Annotated in this window: 21 protein-coding genes; 4 read left to right on the top strand and 17 right to left on the bottom strand. The window is 67.2% G+C overall.

Annotation, left to right across the window (positions count from 1 at the left end; all coding sequences use genetic code 11):
* Window positions 1-55 precede the first annotated feature (55 nt).
* On the top strand, window positions 56-781 hold the full coding sequence (locus FB548_RS16120) for an SGNH/GDSL hydrolase family protein (protein ID WP_185742154.1): 726 nt from the start codon (window positions 56-58) through the stop codon (window positions 779-781).
* 69 nt (window positions 782-850) lie between these two features.
* Here FB548_RS16120 and FB548_RS16115 read toward each other — a convergent pair whose 3' ends face one another.
* The 10 genes from FB548_RS16115 to FB548_RS16075 form a co-directional block, all read right to left on the bottom strand.
* The gene (locus FB548_RS16115) at window positions 851-2,224 is read right to left on the bottom strand and encodes a S8 family peptidase (protein ID WP_221625983.1); all 1,374 of its coding nucleotides are present in this window, start codon (window positions 2,222-2,224) and stop codon (window positions 851-853) included.
* Window positions 2,225-2,597: 373 nt separating this feature from the next.
* Window positions 2,598-2,762, bottom strand: a complete 165-nt coding sequence (locus FB548_RS18835) for a hypothetical protein (RefSeq protein WP_185742146.1) — start codon at window positions 2,760-2,762, stop codon at window positions 2,598-2,600.
* 123 nt (window positions 2,763-2,885) lie between these two features.
* A complete protein-coding gene (locus FB548_RS16110; RefSeq protein WP_142125805.1) occupies window positions 2,886-3,263 on the bottom strand; it encodes a VOC family protein in 378 nt (125 codons plus the stop codon).
* Window positions 3,242-3,958 (bottom strand): hypothetical protein, encoded by a 717-nt coding sequence (locus tag FB548_RS16105; protein ID WP_142125804.1) that lies wholly within the window; start codon window positions 3,956-3,958, stop codon window positions 3,242-3,244. Before FB548_RS16105 ends, FB548_RS16110 begins: the two co-directional genes overlap by 22 nt.
* A complete protein-coding gene (locus tag FB548_RS16100; RefSeq protein WP_142125803.1) occupies window positions 3,959-4,915 on the bottom strand; it encodes an isoaspartyl peptidase/L-asparaginase in 957 nt (318 codons plus the stop codon).
* 73 nt (window positions 4,916-4,988) lie between these two features.
* Window positions 4,989-6,230: an ABC transporter permease gene (locus tag FB548_RS16095; protein ID WP_142125802.1), complete on the bottom strand. Its 1,242-nt coding sequence runs from the start codon at window positions 6,228-6,230 to the stop codon at window positions 4,989-4,991.
* A gap of 145 nt (window positions 6,231-6,375) precedes the next feature.
* Window positions 6,376-7,095: an ABC transporter ATP-binding protein gene (locus FB548_RS16090; protein WP_255470592.1), complete on the bottom strand. Its 720-nt coding sequence runs from the start codon at window positions 7,093-7,095 to the stop codon at window positions 6,376-6,378.
* A 2-nt stretch (window positions 7,096-7,097) separates the two neighbouring features.
* Entirely contained in the window at window positions 7,098-8,633 is a 1,536-nt protein-coding gene (locus FB548_RS16085) for an efflux RND transporter periplasmic adaptor subunit (RefSeq protein ID WP_255470591.1), read from the bottom strand.
* A gap of 96 nt (window positions 8,634-8,729) precedes the next feature.
* Window positions 8,730-10,001: a HAMP domain-containing sensor histidine kinase gene (locus FB548_RS16080; protein WP_142125800.1), complete on the bottom strand. Its 1,272-nt coding sequence runs from the start codon at window positions 9,999-10,001 to the stop codon at window positions 8,730-8,732.
* 51 nt (window positions 10,002-10,052) lie between these two features.
* Window positions 10,053-10,754, bottom strand: a complete 702-nt coding sequence (locus FB548_RS16075) for a response regulator transcription factor (protein ID WP_055940490.1) — start codon at window positions 10,752-10,754, stop codon at window positions 10,053-10,055.
* 128 nt (window positions 10,755-10,882) lie between these two features.
* On the opposite strand from FB548_RS16075, the gene FB548_RS16070 reads away from it, so the two are divergent.
* On the top strand, window positions 10,883-11,221 hold the full coding sequence (locus tag FB548_RS16070) for a DMT family protein (RefSeq protein WP_142125799.1): 339 nt from the start codon (window positions 10,883-10,885) through the stop codon (window positions 11,219-11,221).
* A gap of 15 nt (window positions 11,222-11,236) precedes the next feature.
* Here FB548_RS16070 and FB548_RS16065 read toward each other — a convergent pair whose 3' ends face one another.
* From FB548_RS16065 to nudE, 6 genes are all read right to left on the bottom strand, one after another.
* Window positions 11,237-11,782 (bottom strand): transglycosylase domain-containing protein, encoded by a 546-nt coding sequence (locus tag FB548_RS16065; RefSeq protein ID WP_142125798.1) that lies wholly within the window; start codon window positions 11,780-11,782, stop codon window positions 11,237-11,239.
* A gap of 7 nt (window positions 11,783-11,789) precedes the next feature.
* The gene (locus tag FB548_RS16060) at window positions 11,790-12,092 is read right to left on the bottom strand and encodes a DUF962 domain-containing protein (RefSeq protein WP_142125797.1); all 303 of its coding nucleotides are present in this window, start codon (window positions 12,090-12,092) and stop codon (window positions 11,790-11,792) included.
* A gap of 16 nt (window positions 12,093-12,108) precedes the next feature.
* Window positions 12,109-12,432: a YnfA family protein gene (locus FB548_RS16055; RefSeq protein WP_142125796.1), complete on the bottom strand. Its 324-nt coding sequence runs from the start codon at window positions 12,430-12,432 to the stop codon at window positions 12,109-12,111.
* Between the two features lie 62 nt (window positions 12,433-12,494).
* The gene (mazG, locus tag FB548_RS16050) at window positions 12,495-13,328 is read right to left on the bottom strand and encodes a nucleoside triphosphate pyrophosphohydrolase (protein WP_142125795.1); all 834 of its coding nucleotides are present in this window, start codon (window positions 13,326-13,328) and stop codon (window positions 12,495-12,497) included.
* Window positions 13,312-14,148, bottom strand: coding sequence for a 3'(2'),5'-bisphosphate nucleotidase CysQ (gene cysQ / locus FB548_RS16045; protein ID WP_142125794.1), 837 nt, complete (start codon window positions 14,146-14,148; stop codon window positions 13,312-13,314). Before cysQ ends, mazG begins: the two co-directional genes overlap by 17 nt.
* Entirely contained in the window at window positions 14,145-14,693 is a 549-nt protein-coding gene (nudE, locus tag FB548_RS16040; RefSeq protein WP_142125793.1) for an ADP compounds hydrolase NudE, read from the bottom strand. The genes cysQ and nudE overlap by 4 nt, the downstream gene beginning before the upstream one ends.
* A 74-nt stretch (window positions 14,694-14,767) precedes the next feature.
* Here nudE and bioA point away from each other — a divergent pair, with 74 nt between their 5' ends.
* Window positions 14,768-16,162, top strand: coding sequence for an adenosylmethionine--8-amino-7-oxononanoate transaminase (bioA, locus tag FB548_RS16035; RefSeq protein WP_142125792.1), 1,395 nt, complete (start codon window positions 14,768-14,770; stop codon window positions 16,160-16,162).
* A gap of 169 nt (window positions 16,163-16,331) precedes the next feature.
* Window positions 16,332-17,063: a 16S rRNA (uracil(1498)-N(3))-methyltransferase gene (locus FB548_RS16030; protein ID WP_142125791.1), complete on the top strand. Its 732-nt coding sequence runs from the start codon at window positions 16,332-16,334 to the stop codon at window positions 17,061-17,063.
* Between the two features lie 114 nt (window positions 17,064-17,177).
* On the opposite strand, the gene FB548_RS16025 is transcribed toward FB548_RS16030, so the two are convergent.
* On the bottom strand, window positions 17,178-17,648 hold the full coding sequence (locus tag FB548_RS16025) for a chemotaxis protein CheW (RefSeq protein ID WP_142125790.1): 471 nt from the start codon (window positions 17,646-17,648) through the stop codon (window positions 17,178-17,180).

Here is a 17,648-nt window from a genome sequence, read left to right as displayed (position 1 = left end):
TCGACTGGTCCACTGGGGCCTGCCTGAACCGAAGGAGCCCTCCCCTGTGTCTTTCCTGAACCCCGTTCGCCCCGCCGTGTTCGCCAGCGCCCTGTTGGCCCTGCTGGCCGCCTGTGCCGGCAGCCCGCCCACGACGCCCGACGTGGCCACGGACGCCACCGCAACGACCGCCCCGCGCATCCCGGAGCAGGTGTCGAACGCCGCCTGGGAAACCGACATGCAGCGGTTCGCGGCCGAAGACGCGCAATCGCCGCCACCGCGCGGAGGCGTGGTGTTCACCGGCAGCTCGTCGATCCGCCTGTGGGACACGCTGGCGCAGGACTTCCCCGGCGTGCCGGTGATCAACCGCGGCTTCGGTGGTTCGGAACTGCGGGACAGCACGTGGTACGCCGACCGCATCATCGTGCCGTACGCACCGCGCCAGATTCTGATCTATGCCGGTGACAACGACCTCAACGCGGGCCGTACGCCGCAGCAGCTGCGCGCCGACTTCATCGCCTTCGTCGAACGCGTGCGCCGCGACCTGCCCAAGGCGAAGATCGCGTACATCAGCAACAAGCCCAGCCCTTCGCGCGCGCAACTGCTGTCCGTACAGCGCGAGGCGAACACATTGATCGCAGCGGAAGCCCAACGCCTGGGCGTGGACTACATCGACATCTTCACGCCCATGCTGGACGCGACGGGACAACCGAATGAAGCCCTTTTCATCGAAGACCGCCTGCACATGAACCGCGCCGGCTATGTCATCTGGCAGCGCGCCATCGCGCCCTATCTGAAGTAGCCGCGTCCGACGGCGAGAAAAAGAGAAGCCCGGCGATGCCGGGCTTCTTCGTTCCACGGAGGCCTTGCGTCAGAAGCCGCTGGCGTCGAGGCGCCCACCAGTGACGGTCTTGCCCTGCAGCGATGGCGTCGGCACGGTGCTGTTGAGGATGGCGGCCTTGATCTGCGCCGCTGTCACGCCAGGACGGGTCGATGCATACAGAGCCGCGGCACCGGTGACATGCGGCGTGGCCATCGAGGTGCCGCTGTAGCTGGCGTAACCTGACACTACCTTGCCCTTCGACGATTTCGGCACCGTCGACCAGATGCCATAGCCGGGGGCGCCCAGGTCCACGGTCGTGACGCCATAGTTGTAGACCAGCGCACCCGTGGAGCGGATCGCCGCCACCGACAGGATGCCCGCGTTCGGATAGGCCGCCGGATAGCACGCGCCGGACGTGTTGCCTTCGCAATTGACGCTGTCGTTGCCGGCCGCGACGATCGTCAGGATCTCCGCCTGGCCGGCGCGGTCGATGGCATCGCTGAGTGCCTGCGAGTAGCCACCACCGCCCCACGAGTTGTTGGTCGCGACCAGGTTCAGGCCGTGACGGGTCTTGAGGTCGGTGAAGTAGTCAAGCGCCTTGACCGCGTTGGCGGTGTTGCCGCCGCGACGACCGAGGAACTTGCCACTGATCAGCTTGACGCCGCTCCAGCAGACGCCGGCCACGCCCTTGCCGTTGCCGCCGACGCCGGCGATGGTACCGGCCACGTGCGTGCCGTGGTCGTCGTTGGCACCGCCGGAGTTGATGTTGTTGCTGTTGCCATCGAAGTCCCAGCCGCGCACGTCGTCGACGTAGCCGTTGCCGTCGTTGTCCACGCCGTCGACCGGGTCGTACGCGTTGGTCCAGATGTTGGCGGCCAGGTCTTCATGGTTGAAGTAGATGCCTTCGTCGATCACGCCGATCACGACGTTGCCGCAGCTGGTGTGGCCGGCGGCCCATGCCTCGGACGCCTGCGAACCATAGGCGTTCGCGGGGGTGCCCGCATCACCGTACATGCCCCACAGCGAACCATTGGTGGAATAGGTGTCGTTGGACACTGCGTTGTGCTGGTAGGTCCAGTTCGGTTCGGCGTACTCGACGGCCGGATCGGCGCTGAGCACCTGCACGGCCGCGGACAGATCCACGTTGCCAGGCAGCTTGAGCAGTGCGATTTCGCCATTGCGACCGTTGCCGCGGCGCACGGTTTCCAGCTTCTGCGCACCCAGGCCCTGCACCACCGCGTCACGGTCGGCCGACACTGCGCCATCGCGGTACTTCACCAGCAGTTCGCCACTGACGTGGGGCTGACCCGCCTTCAATCCCTTGATCACCAGATCCGGCCTGCCACCCGCGTTGGCGGCTTGCGCCGCGCCCATCGTCACGAGTGCCAAACCCACCCACATCGCCATGCGATTCTTCTTCATAAGCCGATCCGACTCCGAGTGTTGTGATTGCTGCGCAGGACAGCGCAGTGGGTCGAATCTAGCTTGTAATTTTCGTTCTAGATATGGATTTTCAGCTCACATTTTTCATGTGCCGTGCAAGCGACGCGAAGACTACGGCATGACACCGATTACCTGTCATCGTCGCCCGTTGTTTCCTCGGATCTCTGCAATCGGGATCGCCCGAACGCTTTCCAATGCTCCTCCTTGCCCCGCACCTCGTCGGTGAGATGCAGGGTGTCAGCGTCCAGCGGGTAGGTGGTGCGGCTCGAGCGCGGTGGCAGCGTCGCCCCATTCGACGGTAAGCGCATCGGCCTGTGGTGTCGCGACCAGCGGCAGGATCATGCCGCGCGTGTCATACCAGTGGCCACGACACGGCGCGTCGCCATGGCAGAAACAGGTCGCCCGCCGCGAACGGCCACTCCCTGCCATCGGCAGCGCGCATGCGATTGTGGAAGGAAAGGCGGTGCGCCTTACCTTCCAGCACGCGCGCGAAGCTCAGGGCCAGCGTCGCCTGCATGCCGCTGACGTCACCGGTTCCCCGTCAATGTCCGGACAACCGATCCCACACCGTCGCGCTGCGCGCCGCATCGCCGATGCCGACACTGGAGATCATCGCCAGCACCATGCGCGCAAGCACCCTTCACGCTCTCCTGGCCGCACCGGGCGGCTGGTGCAGGCTCAGCACGTTGCCGTCCGGGTCGAGGAAATCAAGCGACAGTCCGCCATCGGGCGATTCGCTGACCGGCACGACGATCTCCACGCCTTTCGCAGCCAGCGCCTCCGCGTGGTCGTCGATGCCGCCGTCGAGGCTGAAGACAACGACCGGCGATTCGCCGGCCCGTGCGGGGCGCGGGATGAAGACCAGCGTCAGTTCGCCGACGTCCCCCATCGCCCACGGGCCATCGTGACCGTCCAGCGCGTCGATCGGCAGACCCAGCGTGCCGCGGTAGAAGTCCACCGACCGGGCGAGGTCGGAAACAAAGAACACGATGGCGCCTACTTTGCACTGCGTGAGCATGGGATGTCCTCCTGTGTGATTCCCGTCTGTTGGTTGCCGCGGGATGTCCATGTGTGAGCACCGGCGTCGATCAGGACCAGGTGCCCATCCGGATCGTGCGTTCCCAGGCCCTCGCCTGCACGCATGGCAGCCTTCAAGGCACGCCGGGCCAGGCCGAATGGCAGGTCCACGCTGCGCGACGGGTCGCGCAGGTAGGCCAGGGCGATGCTCTCCGCGCGCATCGATGGGAGTTGCGCGGAGAGCACCTTGCGGATGCGGGTCAGGCGTTGGCGGAACGCGGTGGGTTCGATGCGCAGGATCCAGCGGATCTCGTCCGCCGACAGTCCGTGCAACGCGAGCACCGCCAGCCGGCGCGCCGACGGTGGCAGCGTCGCCAGCCACGCCGGCGGTTGCGCTGGAACCCCTGTGTCGTGGGAGGCGGCCGGTTCTGCGGCATCCTCCATCGCCATGCCGGCCAAGGCCTCGCGCCGTCGGCGCCGGACACCCGCACGTGCCGCCATCGCTGCCTGACGCCGCAATACGCCCGACAGCCAGGGCAGATCGTGGCGTCCGGCGAGCAGGCCGGCCAGCAGCGTTTCCTGCACCAGGTCGTCCGCTTCGTCCGCGCGACGGCACAGGCGCAGCGCCTGCGCGCGGAGGGCGCGGTGATCGGCGAGCGTCAACGTAGCGGCTTCTTTCCCCGGTGATGCAGGCATTCAGGCGTCCTGGTAGATGGCGGTACCGCGCGTACCGTCCGGCAGCACCCAGCCGCGATACATGCCGCGCGTGTTGAGGACCAGCGCGACATTGCCGTCGCGATCCACCGCGATGGCGCCACCGTCGCCGCCGTGCTGTGGCACTTCGCCGAGGATGACGTCCTCCACGGCGTCGCGCAGGCGATCACCGCGGTAGGCCACGCGCGCGGCGATGTCATGCGCTGCCGCATTGCGGATGTAGAACTCGCCCCAGCCACTGCACGACACCGCGCAGCGCGCATCCGCCCAGGTGCCTGCGCCGATCACCGGCGAATCGCCCACGCGACCCCAGCGCTTGTTGGTCATGCCACCGGTCGAAGTCGCGGCCGCCACGTGTCCGCGGCTGTCCAGCGCCACGGCACCGACGGTGCCGAAGTACCGGCCGCGAAGGTCGTCGTTGCCATGCCATGCCCGCTGCTCACGCTGCTGCGCATCACGCAACTGCGCGCGTCGCGCCTCGGTCGAGAACCAGCCGTTCGGCACTCGATCGATGCCGGGCTGGGTGTCGGCGAACTGCTCTGCACCGTCACCGATCAGGAACACGTGCGGCGAATCCTCCAGCACGCGTCGTGCGAGCCGCACCGGGTGGCGCACGGTCATGACGCCTGCAACCGCGCCAGCGCGGCGGTGGCGGCCATCCATGATGGAAGCATCCAGTTCATGCCTGCCGTCGGCGGTGAACACCGCGCCACGACCAGCGTTGAAGTACGGGGAATCCTCCAGGACGGTCACCGCCGCTTCCACCGCATCCAGGGCGCTGCCGCCGGTCGCGAGGATCGCATGGCCGACATCGAGCGCACGCGCAAGTTCGGCGTGGATTGCTGCTTCCACCTCCACACCGAGGCTGCCCCGTTCGATGACGCCGGCGCCTCCATGGATGGCCAGGGCAAGCGGCCGACGGGCGGAATGCGGGCTCATGGCGGCAGGCACCGGTGGGCACGACGGGGCTCCAGCATACTCCCGCCGTCGCGCCGCACCAGCCACGTCGGGACTACTGCGAGCGCAACGCCTCGATGGGGTCCAGCTGCGATGCCTTGCGCGCCGGGTAGTAACCGAAGAACAGGCCGGTGGCGATCGAAAAGCCCGCGGCGAGTCCGATCACCTGCCCGTTCAACGCCACCGGCAGTTCGCTGAACTGACCCACCAGCAGCGCGCCGACCACACCGATGACAATGCCCAGCACGCCGCCGCCCAGCGACAGCAGCATGGCCTCGGCGAGGAATTGCCGGCGCACGTCGCCCGGGCCCGCGCCCACGGCCATCCGCAGGCCGATCTCGCGGATGCGTTCGGTCACCGAGACCAGCATGATGTTCATGATGCCGATGCCGCCCACGATCAGCGAAATGGTGGCCACCGCGCCCAGCAGCAACGACATCAGCTTGGTGGTCGCGGTGCGGGTGGCGACGATCTCGGAGATGTTGCGGACGTTGAAGTCGTCTTCCTCGCCCGGATCGATCTTGTGCCGTTGGCGCAGCAGCGCTTCCACTTCGCCCTGCACGTAGCCGAGATCCTTGGCATCGGCCACGGTCAATGCCACCTGCATCACCGCGCCCGGCGGCAGGCCCATCGAGCCCAACAGCCGGCGTCGCGCGGTTTCCAGCGGCACCATCATCACGTCATCCTGGTCCTGTCCGAAGCCACCCTGCCCCTTGGGCGCCAGCGTGCCCACCACGGTGAACGGCACCCGCCCCAGGCGCACGGTCTGGCCGACGCCGCTGTCCTCGCCGAACAGCGTGCGCCGCACCGTCTCGCCGAGGATGACGACCTTGGCGGCGCTGGAATAATCCTGCGCATCGAAGCCCTCGCCATTGGCGATGACCCAGCCGTTGATGTCGAAGAAGTCCGCCTGCACGCCCTGCCAGCTGGTCGACGCATTGTTCTCGGCGAACACGATCTGCGTGTTGCCACGCAACGCGCCGGCCACGTACTGCACTTCCGGGATCTCGTTGCGGATCGCCTCCACGTCGCCCTCCTTGAGGGTGTAGAAGCTGCTGGAACTCATCCGCACGCCACCGCCGCCGGGACCCCGGCCGGCACCCGGGCTGATGTCCAGGCGCTGGGAACCGAGGCCGGAGACAAGCTTGTCGATTTCCGCCTGCGTGCCCTGCCCCACCGACACCATCACGATGACGGCGGCGATGCCGATGATCACGCCGAGTGAGGTCAGCGCGCTGCGCATCCAGTTGCCGCGCAGCGCATGCAGCGCGGTGCGCAGGATGTCGGAGAATTTCATGATTGAAAGCCGTGATGGGTGATGTGTGATTGGTGATCTGCAGGAGCAACGCGACGACAGACCAGTAGCACTCGCATGTCGAAAGCTCGTTTAGGAACCGGTTTCATGGCACGCCCTTTTCCAATCACGAATCACGAATCACGAATCACGAATCACGATTCACCGCTTCCTCATGCAGTTCGCCGTCGCGCATCACCAGGATGCGGTCGGCGTGCGCGGCGACTTCGGGGTCGTGGGTGATCAGGATGACGGTGTGGCCGTCGTCGCGCAGGCGCTTGAACAGGGCCAGGATCTCCTCGCCCGTCTTGCTGTCCAGCGCACCGGTGGGTTCGTCGGCCAACAGGATCGGCGGCTGGTTGATCAGCGCGCGTGCGATGGCGACGCGCTGCTGCTGGCCGCCGGACAGTTCGTTCGGGCGATGGCCCGCGCGCTCGGCCAGGCCGACCGCGGCCAGCGCCTGGCGCGCGCGTTCAGTCCGCTCGCCCGGCGGCACCTGCGCGTAACCCAGCGGCATGGCCACGTTCTCCAGCGCGGTCATGCGCGGCAGCAGGTGGAAGCCCTGGAACACGAAGCCGATCTTCTCGCGACGCAGGACGGCCAGTTGCTCGGCGTCCAGCGTGGCCACGTCGATGCCGTCGCAGAAATAGGCGCCATCACTGGGCGTGTCCAGGCAGCCGATCAGGTTCATCAGCGTGGACTTGCCCGAGCCGGACGGTCCCATGATGGCGACGAAGTCGCCGCGGTCCACGCGCATGTCCACGCCTTTCAGCGCGACGACTTCAGCCTCGGTGCCCGCGGAATAGACCTTGCCCAGCGCGTGCGTCTGGATGACCGGCAAGCGGTCGCCCGCATTCGCTGACGGCATGTTCATTCCTTCGCGCGCTCGCCCACGACCACCACGTCGCCTTCCTTCACCGGGCCGGACACCTCGGTGCTGGTACCGTCGCTGGCGCCGATGCGGACCTGCACCATCCCGGGCTTGCCGTCGACCAGCGCGTACAGGGGTGCGCGCTTGGCACCGAGCAGCGTGCGCAGCTCGCCATCCCAGCGCTGCTTCTGCTTGTCGTCCAGGGTGGCGCGGAAGGCGGCGAAATCCTGCTGCATGCGGTCGGCCATGCGCTGGCGCATCTGCGCCTGCAGCGCGCCCGAACCCCCTCCGGCGTTGCCCCCTGACCGTTGTCCGCCACCCGGTCCGCCGAACATGCTGGCGCCGCGCTGCTGCGCCTGCGCCATGCGGGCGGCCTGGCGTTCGCGCAGCGCGGCAAGCGCCGCATCGAAAGCGGCCTGCTGCTCGGGCTTCAGCTGCAGGGTGCCGGCCACGCGCACCAGGTCGTCGCTGACGCCGCCACCGCGATTCTGTCCGCCCTGCGGTGCCGCCTGCGCCGGGGACGCCGCACCGGCCTGTTCACCGGTCGGCTTGTAGCGCAGGGCGGCGTTGGAGATCTTGAGGATGTCGTCGCGTTTGCTGACTTCGATCTCGGCGTTGACGGTCAGGCCCGGCAGCAGTGTGCCGTCGCTGTTGTCCACGCTGACCACGACCGGGTACGTCACCACGTTGCTGGTGGTGGTCGCCGACAACCGCACCTGCTGCACTTCGCCGCGGAACTGGCGGTCGGCGAAGGCGTCGACGGTGAACGAGACCGCCTGCCCGACCTTGACCTGGCCGATGTCGGCTTCGTCGACGGCCAGCTCGATCTTCATCTTCGACAGATCCTCGGCGATGGTGAACAGCTCCGGCGCCTGGAGGCTGGCGGCCACGGTCTGGCCGGGCTCGATGGTGCGGGTCAGCACCACGCCATCCACCGGCGAGCGGATGACGGTACGGTCCAGGTTGACGCGCGTGGTCTGGGTGGACGCGGTCTGCTGGCGGATCTGCGCCTGCGCCGCGTTGACCTGGGCGCGCGCCTGGTCGCGCGAAGCGCGCGCCAGGTCGACATCGCTCTGCGCGACCAGCTTCTGCCGGCCCAGGTCGGCCTTGCGGGTGTAGTCGAGCTCGGCGTTCGCCAGCGTTGCCTGCGCCTGCCTCAGACTGGCTTGCGCATTGGCGATCTGCGCATTGCCCTGTTCGATCTGGGCCTCGTAGGTGCTCGGATCGATGCGCGCAAGCACCTCGCCCTTCTTCACTTCGCTGTTGTAGTCGACCAGCACGTCGGTGACCTGGCCGGAAATCTGGCTGCCCACGGTGACCGTGGAGATGGCACTGAGCGTGCCGGTGGCCGAGATGGCCACGCGGATGTCGCCACGCTCGACAGTGGCGGTGCGATAGGCGCTCTCGGCACCCTCGGCCTTGCGCGAGGTCCAGTACCATGCCCCCGCGCCCAGGATGGCGACTACGGCGACGCCGAGCAGGATGATGGGCAGCGGGGATTTCTTGCGGGGAGCGGTGCGTGCAGGCTGGCTCATGCAGTGAGTCGGCTCGGAAGGTGGGGAGTCGTGCAAGGAAACGCGTGGGAGGCGACGTGGTTGACAGTCCGCGTCGCCGGTCAGTCCCGGTATGGATTACGGAACGAAGCGGATCGTCGCGGTGGTTCCGTGCCCTGGCTCGCTGTCCAGCTCGATCTTCCAGCCGAAGCGGTCGCACAGCCGGCTGACGATGGACAGGCCCAGACCGCTGCCGTGCGGACGCGTGGGGTCTGCACGATAGAACGGCTCGAACACCCGTGTCATCGATTCGGCCGACATCCCGATACCGGTGTCGCGCACGATCACGCGATCCGGCTCCAGCACGACGTCTATGCGGCCCCGGTCGGTGTACGCACACGCATTGCGCAGCAGGTTGCTGACCACCACCTGGAACACCCTCGGTGGCGCGTGAAGCCTCGGCCGTGCGTGCAGGGTGACCTCCAGGTCCACCGGCTTGTTCAACAACAGGGCGCGGGCATTCTCGGCCTCGTCCATGACGATATCGGCAACGTCAAAGTCCTCGCTCTGCGGTTCGACCTCGGCCTCACGGGCCAGGATCAGGAACGCGTCGATCACCGCCTCCATGTCGCGGCCGGCGCGCTGGATGCGCTGCAGCGCGCGCACGACGCGCGGCGGCGCGTCCTCGGCCATGCCCATGTCGGTGGCTACGCGGATCACGGTCAACGGCGTTCGCAATTCATGGCTGGCGTCGCGGGTGAAGTCGCGCTCGCGGGCCACGTGCGCACTTACGCGCTGCGCCAGGCCGTGCAATGCGGAAGCCAGCTGCCGTGCTTCACCCTGCACGTCGTTGGGAAGCCGGTCAGGGGCCAGCACGCTGACATCAGGGCGGCGCGGATCCCATTCCGCCACCTGCCGCGCGAGCCAGCTGACCGGGGAGACCAGCCGCTTGGAGGCGCGATACGTCAGCCAGGACACCAGGTAGATCGCCACCAGCATCATGATGATCGGCACGGTGCCGAAGTAGAAGGCCAGCCGTTCGGCCTGGGAGCGCAGGAACACCAGGTAGAGGCGACCCGCGGGCTCCTCGTCCACCAGCACCAGCTGGTCGTCCTGTTTCAGCTCGTGGAACCCGGGCGCGAGGTTGCGCAGGTTCTCCGGCAGCACGAGGTTGGAGTGCCCCTTCACCACCAAGTAGCCGCGCAGATTGTGGGTATTGGGTGGAGGTTGCGCGGTGCTGGCGCTGTACAACTCCCAGAAGTGCGTCGCCTCCTCCTGAAGCGCGGTGTTCATCAGGCTGTGCTTGATCACTGCGGAGATCAGGTACACGCCCAGCACGATGGCCAGGCTGACCATCACGGCCTGCAGGATGAAGGCGATCCTGAGTTTTCGGGGCAGGCCGTGGCGCATCGGCGTGTCGTCGGGCGAGGACGCGATTATGACGCGCGCCCGACGGTCGGGTCAGCCGATGTCCGCGATGCGGTAGCCCGCGCTCTGCACCGTATGCAGCAGCGGCTTGTCGAACGGCTTGTCGATCACTTTGCGCAGGTTGTACAGATGGCTGCGGAGCGTGTCCGAATCCGGCAGGCCATTGCCCCAGATCTCGCGTTCGATCTCCTGTCGGGTCACCACGCGCGGCGATTCACGCATCAGGATGGTGAGCAGGCGCAGGCCGATCGGCGACAGCATCAGCTCGGTGCCACCGCGGGTGGCACGCATGCTGACCGGGTCCAGCACCAGGTCCGCGACCTTCAGCACTTCGGCACCCACCTGGCGGCGCTCGCGGCGGATCAGCGCGCGGAGCCGGGCTTCCAGTTCCTGGATGGCGAAAGGCTTGGTGAGATAGTCGTCGGCGCCGGAACTCAGGCCGGTCAGCTTGTCGTCCAGGGTATCGCGCGCGGTAAGCATCAGCACCGGCGTGGATTTGCGGGCCTCGGTGCGCAGGCGCTTGCAGACTTCCATCCCGTCCAGGCGTGGCAGCATCAGGTCCAGCACCAGCACGTCGTAGCTGTTCTCCACCGCCAGCCGGTAACCATCCAGGCCGTCGGTGGCGTAATCGACCTCGAATCCCCGGCCCTCGAGATACTCTCCAATCATCTCCGAGATGTTCCGGTTGTCTTCCACCACCAGCACCAGACCCGCGGTTTCCTGACTGTGTCGCATGACAACTCCTTCAGAGGCTTCAGGTTTGTGAAGCTACCGACCTCCCGGTGGACATCATGTGAAGGCCGCAGCTCCATTCAGCCCACAGTTGGGATTACGCTTCGCCACCCCTCCCCGACGACCCCGCCATGATCGAACGCGTCCTGCCCCTCTTCCTGCTGCTGGCCTCCAACGTCTTCATGACCTTCGCCTGGTACGGGCACCTGAAGTACAAATCATCCCCGCTGTTCGTCGCGATCCTGGCCAGCTGGGGCATCGCCTTCTTCGAGTACACGCTGATGGTCCCGGCCAACCGCATGGGCAGTGCGGTCTATTCGGTCGTGCAGCTGAAGACGATCCAGGAGATCCTGACCCTGCTGGTCTTCGCGGGCTTCAGCACCTGGTACTTGGGCCAGCCACTGAAATGGAACCACTACGCCGCCTTTGCGCTGATCGTGGGCGCGGCGTTCCTGATGTTCTACGAGTGAGGGCGTCGGCCGCACTCAGTGAAGGTATCCGGCGCGCTCCAGCATCCACTCCGCACGTGCTTCCAGCCTCTGCCTGTCTCGCAGGTAGTGGGAGGGACTTTTGATGACAGCGACGGCGCGTGCCGCCTCCATCGGCGACAGGTCGTCGAGGGATTTGCCGTACTCGCGTTGCGCGAAAACAGCAAGGCCAGCATCCACGCCGTTGTGCGCCTGGGACACGACGAGGCCGTGCATGCCGGATTCGTCGAGGTGCAGCGGAAGCAGGATCTGCCAGAGCAGTTCGCGTGCATGCCGGCGCACGGCGTTCCGCTCTTCCGCGCCGTATACCTGCGCCAGCGCCAGGCGCGCGCCGTAAGCATCCGGCGAGCCCTCGCCGGCATCGATGAGATCGCGAATGAACGCTGGAGGGGATGCTTCCTGCGGTTCGGCGCTGGCAAGCAGCGACTGGATCCCGGCCACATGTGGCCTGACAGCCACAATATCGTATGTGAGCAGTCCGGCCAACGGCACCCCGACCAACAGCGCGACGGCGTGGACGGTGTGCCGGACCACGCGGCTCATGCGCCGCTCAGAACCGGATCTTGCCGACGAGGATGTCCTTGAACATCACCCAGTCGCCGGCGAAGGAATAGAACGGATGCTTGAACGTCGCGGGCCGGTTCTTCTCGAAAAAGAAGTGGCCGATCCAGGCAAACCCGTAGCCGCAGAACAGCGCGGCCAGCAGCCACCAAGCGTTGCGCTCGACGATGGCCAGCACGAGCAGGGCAAGCACACCGCAGCTGCCAATGAAATGCAGCCGGCGCGAGGTGCGGTTGCTGTGTTCGCGCAGGTAGAACGGATAGAACTCGCGGAAGCTGGCGAAGCGGCTCATGTCCCCTCCCACAGGGTCAGGCAGCGCGTGGCGAAAACATGATCACCGCCATGCCGGCCAGGCACAAGCCGGCGCCCAGCAGGTCCCAGCGGGTCGGCTTCACCGCGTCCACCGCCCACAGCCAGAAAATCGCGACGGTGACGTAGACGCCCCCATAAGCCGCATAGACCCGGCCGGAGGCCGTGGGGTGCAGGGTCAGCAGCCAGGCGAACAGCGCCAGGCTGGCCGCGGCCGGAACCAGCATCCAGATGCTGCCGCCCTTTCGCAACCAGAGGTACGGAAGGTAACAACCGACGATCTCGGCCAGCGCGGTCAACAGGAAGAGCAGCAAGGTTTTCATGAGACCCCTGTAGGAGGGGGCTTCAGCCCCGATGCCTTGCGTGGTCGGGGCCGAAGCCCCTATTACAAGCCCCGCTGCTTGACCCGCGCCCACAGCGCTTCCTGCTGCTGCAGGCTCAGCGCGGACATCGTGGTCCCGTCTTCGGCGGCCAGCGCTTCCATCGCGCGGAAGCGGCGTTCGAACTTCAGGTTGGCGCGACGCAGCGCACCGCCCACATCCACCCTGGCATGGCGCGCCAGATTGGCGGCGACGAACAGCAGGTCGCCGATCTCGTCTTCCAACCGCACGTCCCGCTCGGGCGAGGGCGCGGCGGCGAGCTCGACGCGCACCTCATCAATCTCCTCGTGCAGCTTGTCGATCACCGGCGCGGTATCCGGCCAGTCGAAGCCCACGCGGGCCGCGCGCGATTGCAGCTTCACCGCGCGCTGCCACTCCGGCAACCCGCGCGAAACACCGGCCAGCGCCGAGGCGTCTTCCTCGCCGGCGGCCTTGCGCTCGGCGGCCTTGATCGCTTCCCAGTTGACGCTCTGCGCTTCCGCATCGGCGAACGAGGCAACCTGTCCCGAGTCCGTAGAAGGGCCGAAGACATGCGGATGCCGCCTCACCATCTTGTCGCAGATGGCATTGACCACGTCCCCGAACGCGAACGCACCCTGTTCGTCCGCCATCTGCGCATGGAAGACGACCTGCAGCAGCAGGTCGCCGAGTTCGTCCTTCAATGCCGGCAGGTCATTGCGGTCGATCGCGTCGGCGACTTCGTACGCTTCCTCGATCGTGTAGGGCGCGATCGAGGCGAAGTCCTGCTCCAGGTCCCACGGGCAACCGCCTTCGGGATTGCGCAGCCGGGCCATGATGCCCAGCAGGCGCGCAATGTCGCCATCAGGCACTGCGGGCATGTCCATGGTCGCCGTCCCGCGCCCGCGCCAGCCAGTCGCGCCACGGCAGCGTCATGTCGCCCAGCGCCACGAAATCGCCATTGAGCAGGGTCTCGCGGCGGTTGTAGCGGAAGGCACGTCCGTCCGGCGCGAGCAGTGCGCCGCCGGCGGCTTCCAGCACGCATTGCGCGGCGGCGGTGTCCCACTCGCTGGTGGGGCCGAAGCGCGGATAGACGTCCAGTGTGCCCTCGGCGATGCGGCAGAACTTGAGCGAGGAGCCCAGCGAGACCTCCTCGATCACGCCCATGCCGTCCAGGAAAGCCTGCGTGCGCGCGTCGCGGTGCGAGCGGCTGGCCGCCACCTTCAGCGTGCCCCGGGCAGGTGCACGCGTGCGGATCTGCGCGTCCACTTCGCCGATGCGGCGGTACGCGTTGCGGCCTTGGCGCGCATGCCAGGTCTCGCCGGTCACCGGTGCATGCACCACGCCGAAGATGGGCTCGTTCTGTTCGATCAGCGCGATGTTCACGGTGAACTCGCCATTGCGCTTGATGAACTCGCGCGTGCCGTCCAGCGGGTCCACCAGCCAGTAGGTCGGCCATTGGCTGCGCTCGCCCCATGGAATGTCGGAGGCTTCTTCCGACAGCACCGGCCATTGCGGGGTCAGCCGACGCAGGCCGTCGGCGATGACCTGGTGCGCGGCCATGTCGGCGGCGGTCAGCGGGCTGTCGTCACTCTTGCGCTGCACATCGAAGGCGTTCTCGTACACGGCCATGATGGCCTGGCCCGCTTCGCGGGCGATGACTATGACGGCTTCGTGCAGGTCGGCGGTCATGCGACTCATGTCCGCTCTTTCAACCATTCGCGGGCGATGAACAGAGCCGCCAGCGAACGACCTTCCGAAAAATCCTCGCGCAGCATCAGCTGGTCGAGGTCTTGCAACTTCCAGGGCACTACTTCCAACTCCTCGGGTTCATCCCCCGGCAGGCGCTCGGGGTACAGGTCTCTTGCCACCACCAGCCAGGACTGGTGGCTCATGTAAGTGGGTGCCAGGGTCAGGGCGCGCAGCACGTCGATACGGCGCGCACCGAAGCCGGCTTCTTCCTTGAGTTCGCGGTCGGCCGCCTGCTCCGGCGTTTCGCCGGCATCGATCCGGCCCTTCACCAGGCCCAGTTCGTAACGGTGCATGCCGGCGGCGTACTCGCGCACCAGGAGCACGGTGTCCTCGTCCTGCATCGGCACCACGACCACCGCGCCATGACCCTGTGCACGGAGCCGATGGTAGCGACGGCGTTCGCCGTTGCTGAACTCCAGGTCGAGTTCCTCGACATGCCGGTCCGGCCCGTCTGCGCGCTGGGTGATGCCGTGGATGGTGGGGAGGCGGCTCATGCGGCGGCGCGACGTCCACGCCCGGCACGCAGGGCGTGGCGACGGAAAGGGCTGGGGGCCGATATCATGTGGGGATGCGACAACAGGATCATCAAGCGGGAATGCTAGCAGAGGCGGACGCTTGGCGTGCCCGCGATCTGTCGGTGGTGTGGCATCCCTGCACCCAGATGCGTGAGCACCCGCACACCTTGCCACTGGTCCCCATCGCGCGCGGTGATGGTGCATGGCTCATCGGGCACGATGGCACGCGTTACCTGGACGCGGTCAGCAGTTGGTGGACCAACCTGTTCGGGCATGCGGAGCCGCGCATCGGCGCCGCCATCGCCACCCAGGCCATGGCTCTGGAGCAGGTGATGCTGGCCGGCTTCACCCACGCACCGGCGGTGGAACTGGCCGAACGCCTGCTTGCGATCGCACCGCGCCAACAGGGACGCACGCCGCTATCTAAGGTCTTCTATGCCGACAACGGCTCTGCCGGCGTGGAAGTGGCGTTGAAGATGGCGTTCCACTGGTTCCACAACCGGGGCGAACACCGACGTACCAAGTTCATCGCGCTGGAGAATGGCTACCATGGCGAGACGCTGGGAGCCCTGGCGGTGGGCGATATTCCGCTGTACCGGCGCGTCTATGCGCCCCTGCTCACCGAAGCGCTGTTCGCCCCCTCGCCCGATGCCTACCTCGCGCAGCCCGGCGAATCGGCGGCCGACTGTGCCGCGCGCGCTGCGGAAGCGCTGGCGACCCTGCTGGACCAGCACGCGGGCGAAGTCTGCGCAGTGATCGTGGAGCCGCGCGTGCAGTGCGCAGGCGGCATGCGCATGCACCATCCGGATTACCTGGTGCGCGTTCGCGAACTCTGCGACGCCAGCGGCGCGTTCCTGATCGCCGACGAGATCGCGGTGGGCTTCGGTCGCACCGGCACACTGTTCGCCAGCGAGCAGAGCGGCGTGATGCCCGACCTGTTGTGCCTGTCGAAGGGCCTGACTGGCGGCTTCCTGCCACTGGCGGCGGTACTTGCCACGGAAACGATCTACGACGGCTTCCTCGATGACGCGCGCGAACGCGCCTTCCTGCATTCGCACAGCTACACGGGCAATCCACTGGCATGCGCGGCGGCGTTGGCCTCATTGGACATCTTCCGTGCCGACTACGTGCTGGCGCGCAATCGCGCCACCGCCCGCGCCATGGCGGCGCTGGCCGAGCCGCTGGCCGCGCACCGCCACGTCGCCGATGTACGCCAGGCGGGCATGATGCTCGCGTTCGAGCTGACCCGGGACGGCGACAAGGCCACTCCCTTCCCATCCGCGTCCCGGATAGGCCTGAAGGCGTATCGCGCGGCACTGTCGCGCGGTGTCGTGCTGCGTCCGCTCGGCGATGTGCTGTACTGGATGCCGCCGTACTGCGTGGACGAGGAACAGCTGCAGATGCTGGCCGATGTCACCCGCGCCGCCATCGACGAGGCGACGGCATGACGTGCCAGGGCCAGAGAGATTCCTGCAAGAGGTGCTTCAGCCCCGACTGCGGATGCGGAGGAAACAGCATGGCCATCCACTCCACAGGTGCGCTGCGGCGCGTTCGCTGTCATGGCGGCGGGCATGTCGTCGTGGCGCGGGCTGAAGCCCCTTCTGCAGAGAGCGTTGCATGCGCCTGACCCGTTGTTTCGTTGAACGACCGCTGCAGGCAGGCGCGCGGCTCGCCCTGCCCGAATCCACCGCCAACCATCTGGCCCGCGTGCTGCGCCTGCGTGAAGGCGATGCCTGCATCCTGTTCAACGGCGACGGCCACGACTACGACGCCCGCCTCATCACTATCGGCAAGCGCGAGGTGGTCGCCGAGATCGTATCGATGCGCATGGTCGACAACGAATCGCCGCTGCACATCACCCTGCTGCAGGGCATCGCGCGGGGCGAGAAGATGGACCTGATCCTGCAGAAAGCAACCGAACTCGGCGTAGCCGCGATCATCCCCGTGACGGCGGAACGCACCGAAGTGAAGCTGGACGCCGAGCGTGCCGAAAAACGCGTGGCGCACTGGCGCAATGTCGTCGCGTCCGCCTGTGAACAGAGTGCGCGTGCGCGCCTGCCGTCGCTCTCGCCGCCGGCCGCACTGGCCGAGGCGGCACGTGCGGTAGACGGCCACGCGACACGGCTGACGCTGGATCCTGCCGGCGACGTGTCGCTGACCACCGTGCAGGTGGCTTCAGCCGCGGTGGTGGTGGCGATCGGACCGGAAGGCGGCTGGTCGCCACGCGATCTCGACACGCTGTCCGCGGCGGGTTTCATCGGGCTACGCCTCGGCCCCCGCATCCTGCGTACCGAAACTGCGGGACTGGCCGCCATAGCCGCGCTGCAATCGCGCTTCGGCGACCTGTAGGGCGGGCCCTGGCCCGCCGCGGAGCGGTATCGCGGGTGGGGCCTGAGCACGGGCCATGGATCTTGCGTGCGATGAGTGAAGGTGGGCCAAGGCCCACCCTACGAGAGCATCACCTCAGGCCGCGTTGGCCAGCGCGTCGCCGATCATCGATTCGACCACTTCCAGGTCGGGCAGCACGGCGGCTTCGTCACCGAGCAGCACGCGCACCTTCACACCCACCGGCAAGTCTTCTTCGGTCGCGTCGGCCAACAGGCCATCGCGCGGCACCGACACCAGGCGCGGGAACGATGGCGTCAGCAGCGCGAAGTACGGGCGATCCTTGTCGCCACTCAGCGCCTTCAGCACCACGATCTTGCTGTTGAGGGCCACCGGGTCGTTCGGATTGCCGCTCAGGCGGCCGAAGGCGACCAGCGGCACCGACCAGCCATGCCAATCGATCCGGCCCGGCAGCCAGTCGGGCATGTCCGCGATCGGCTCCACCGGCGCACGCGTCAGCACTTCGGCCACGGTGGCGTTGGGCAGCAGCAGGCGGTACTCGCCGGCCTGGATCAGGACGCCGCGGATTTCGTCGTTGGAATGGGCCAT

The organism is Pseudoxanthomonas sp. 3HH-4 (assembly GCF_006716465.1).
Taxonomy (GTDB): Bacteria; Pseudomonadota; Gammaproteobacteria; order Xanthomonadales; family Xanthomonadaceae; genus Pseudoxanthomonas_A.
The sequence above is the reverse complement of the archived record's forward strand: the minus strand, read 5'-3'. Positions and strand labels throughout refer to the sequence as shown.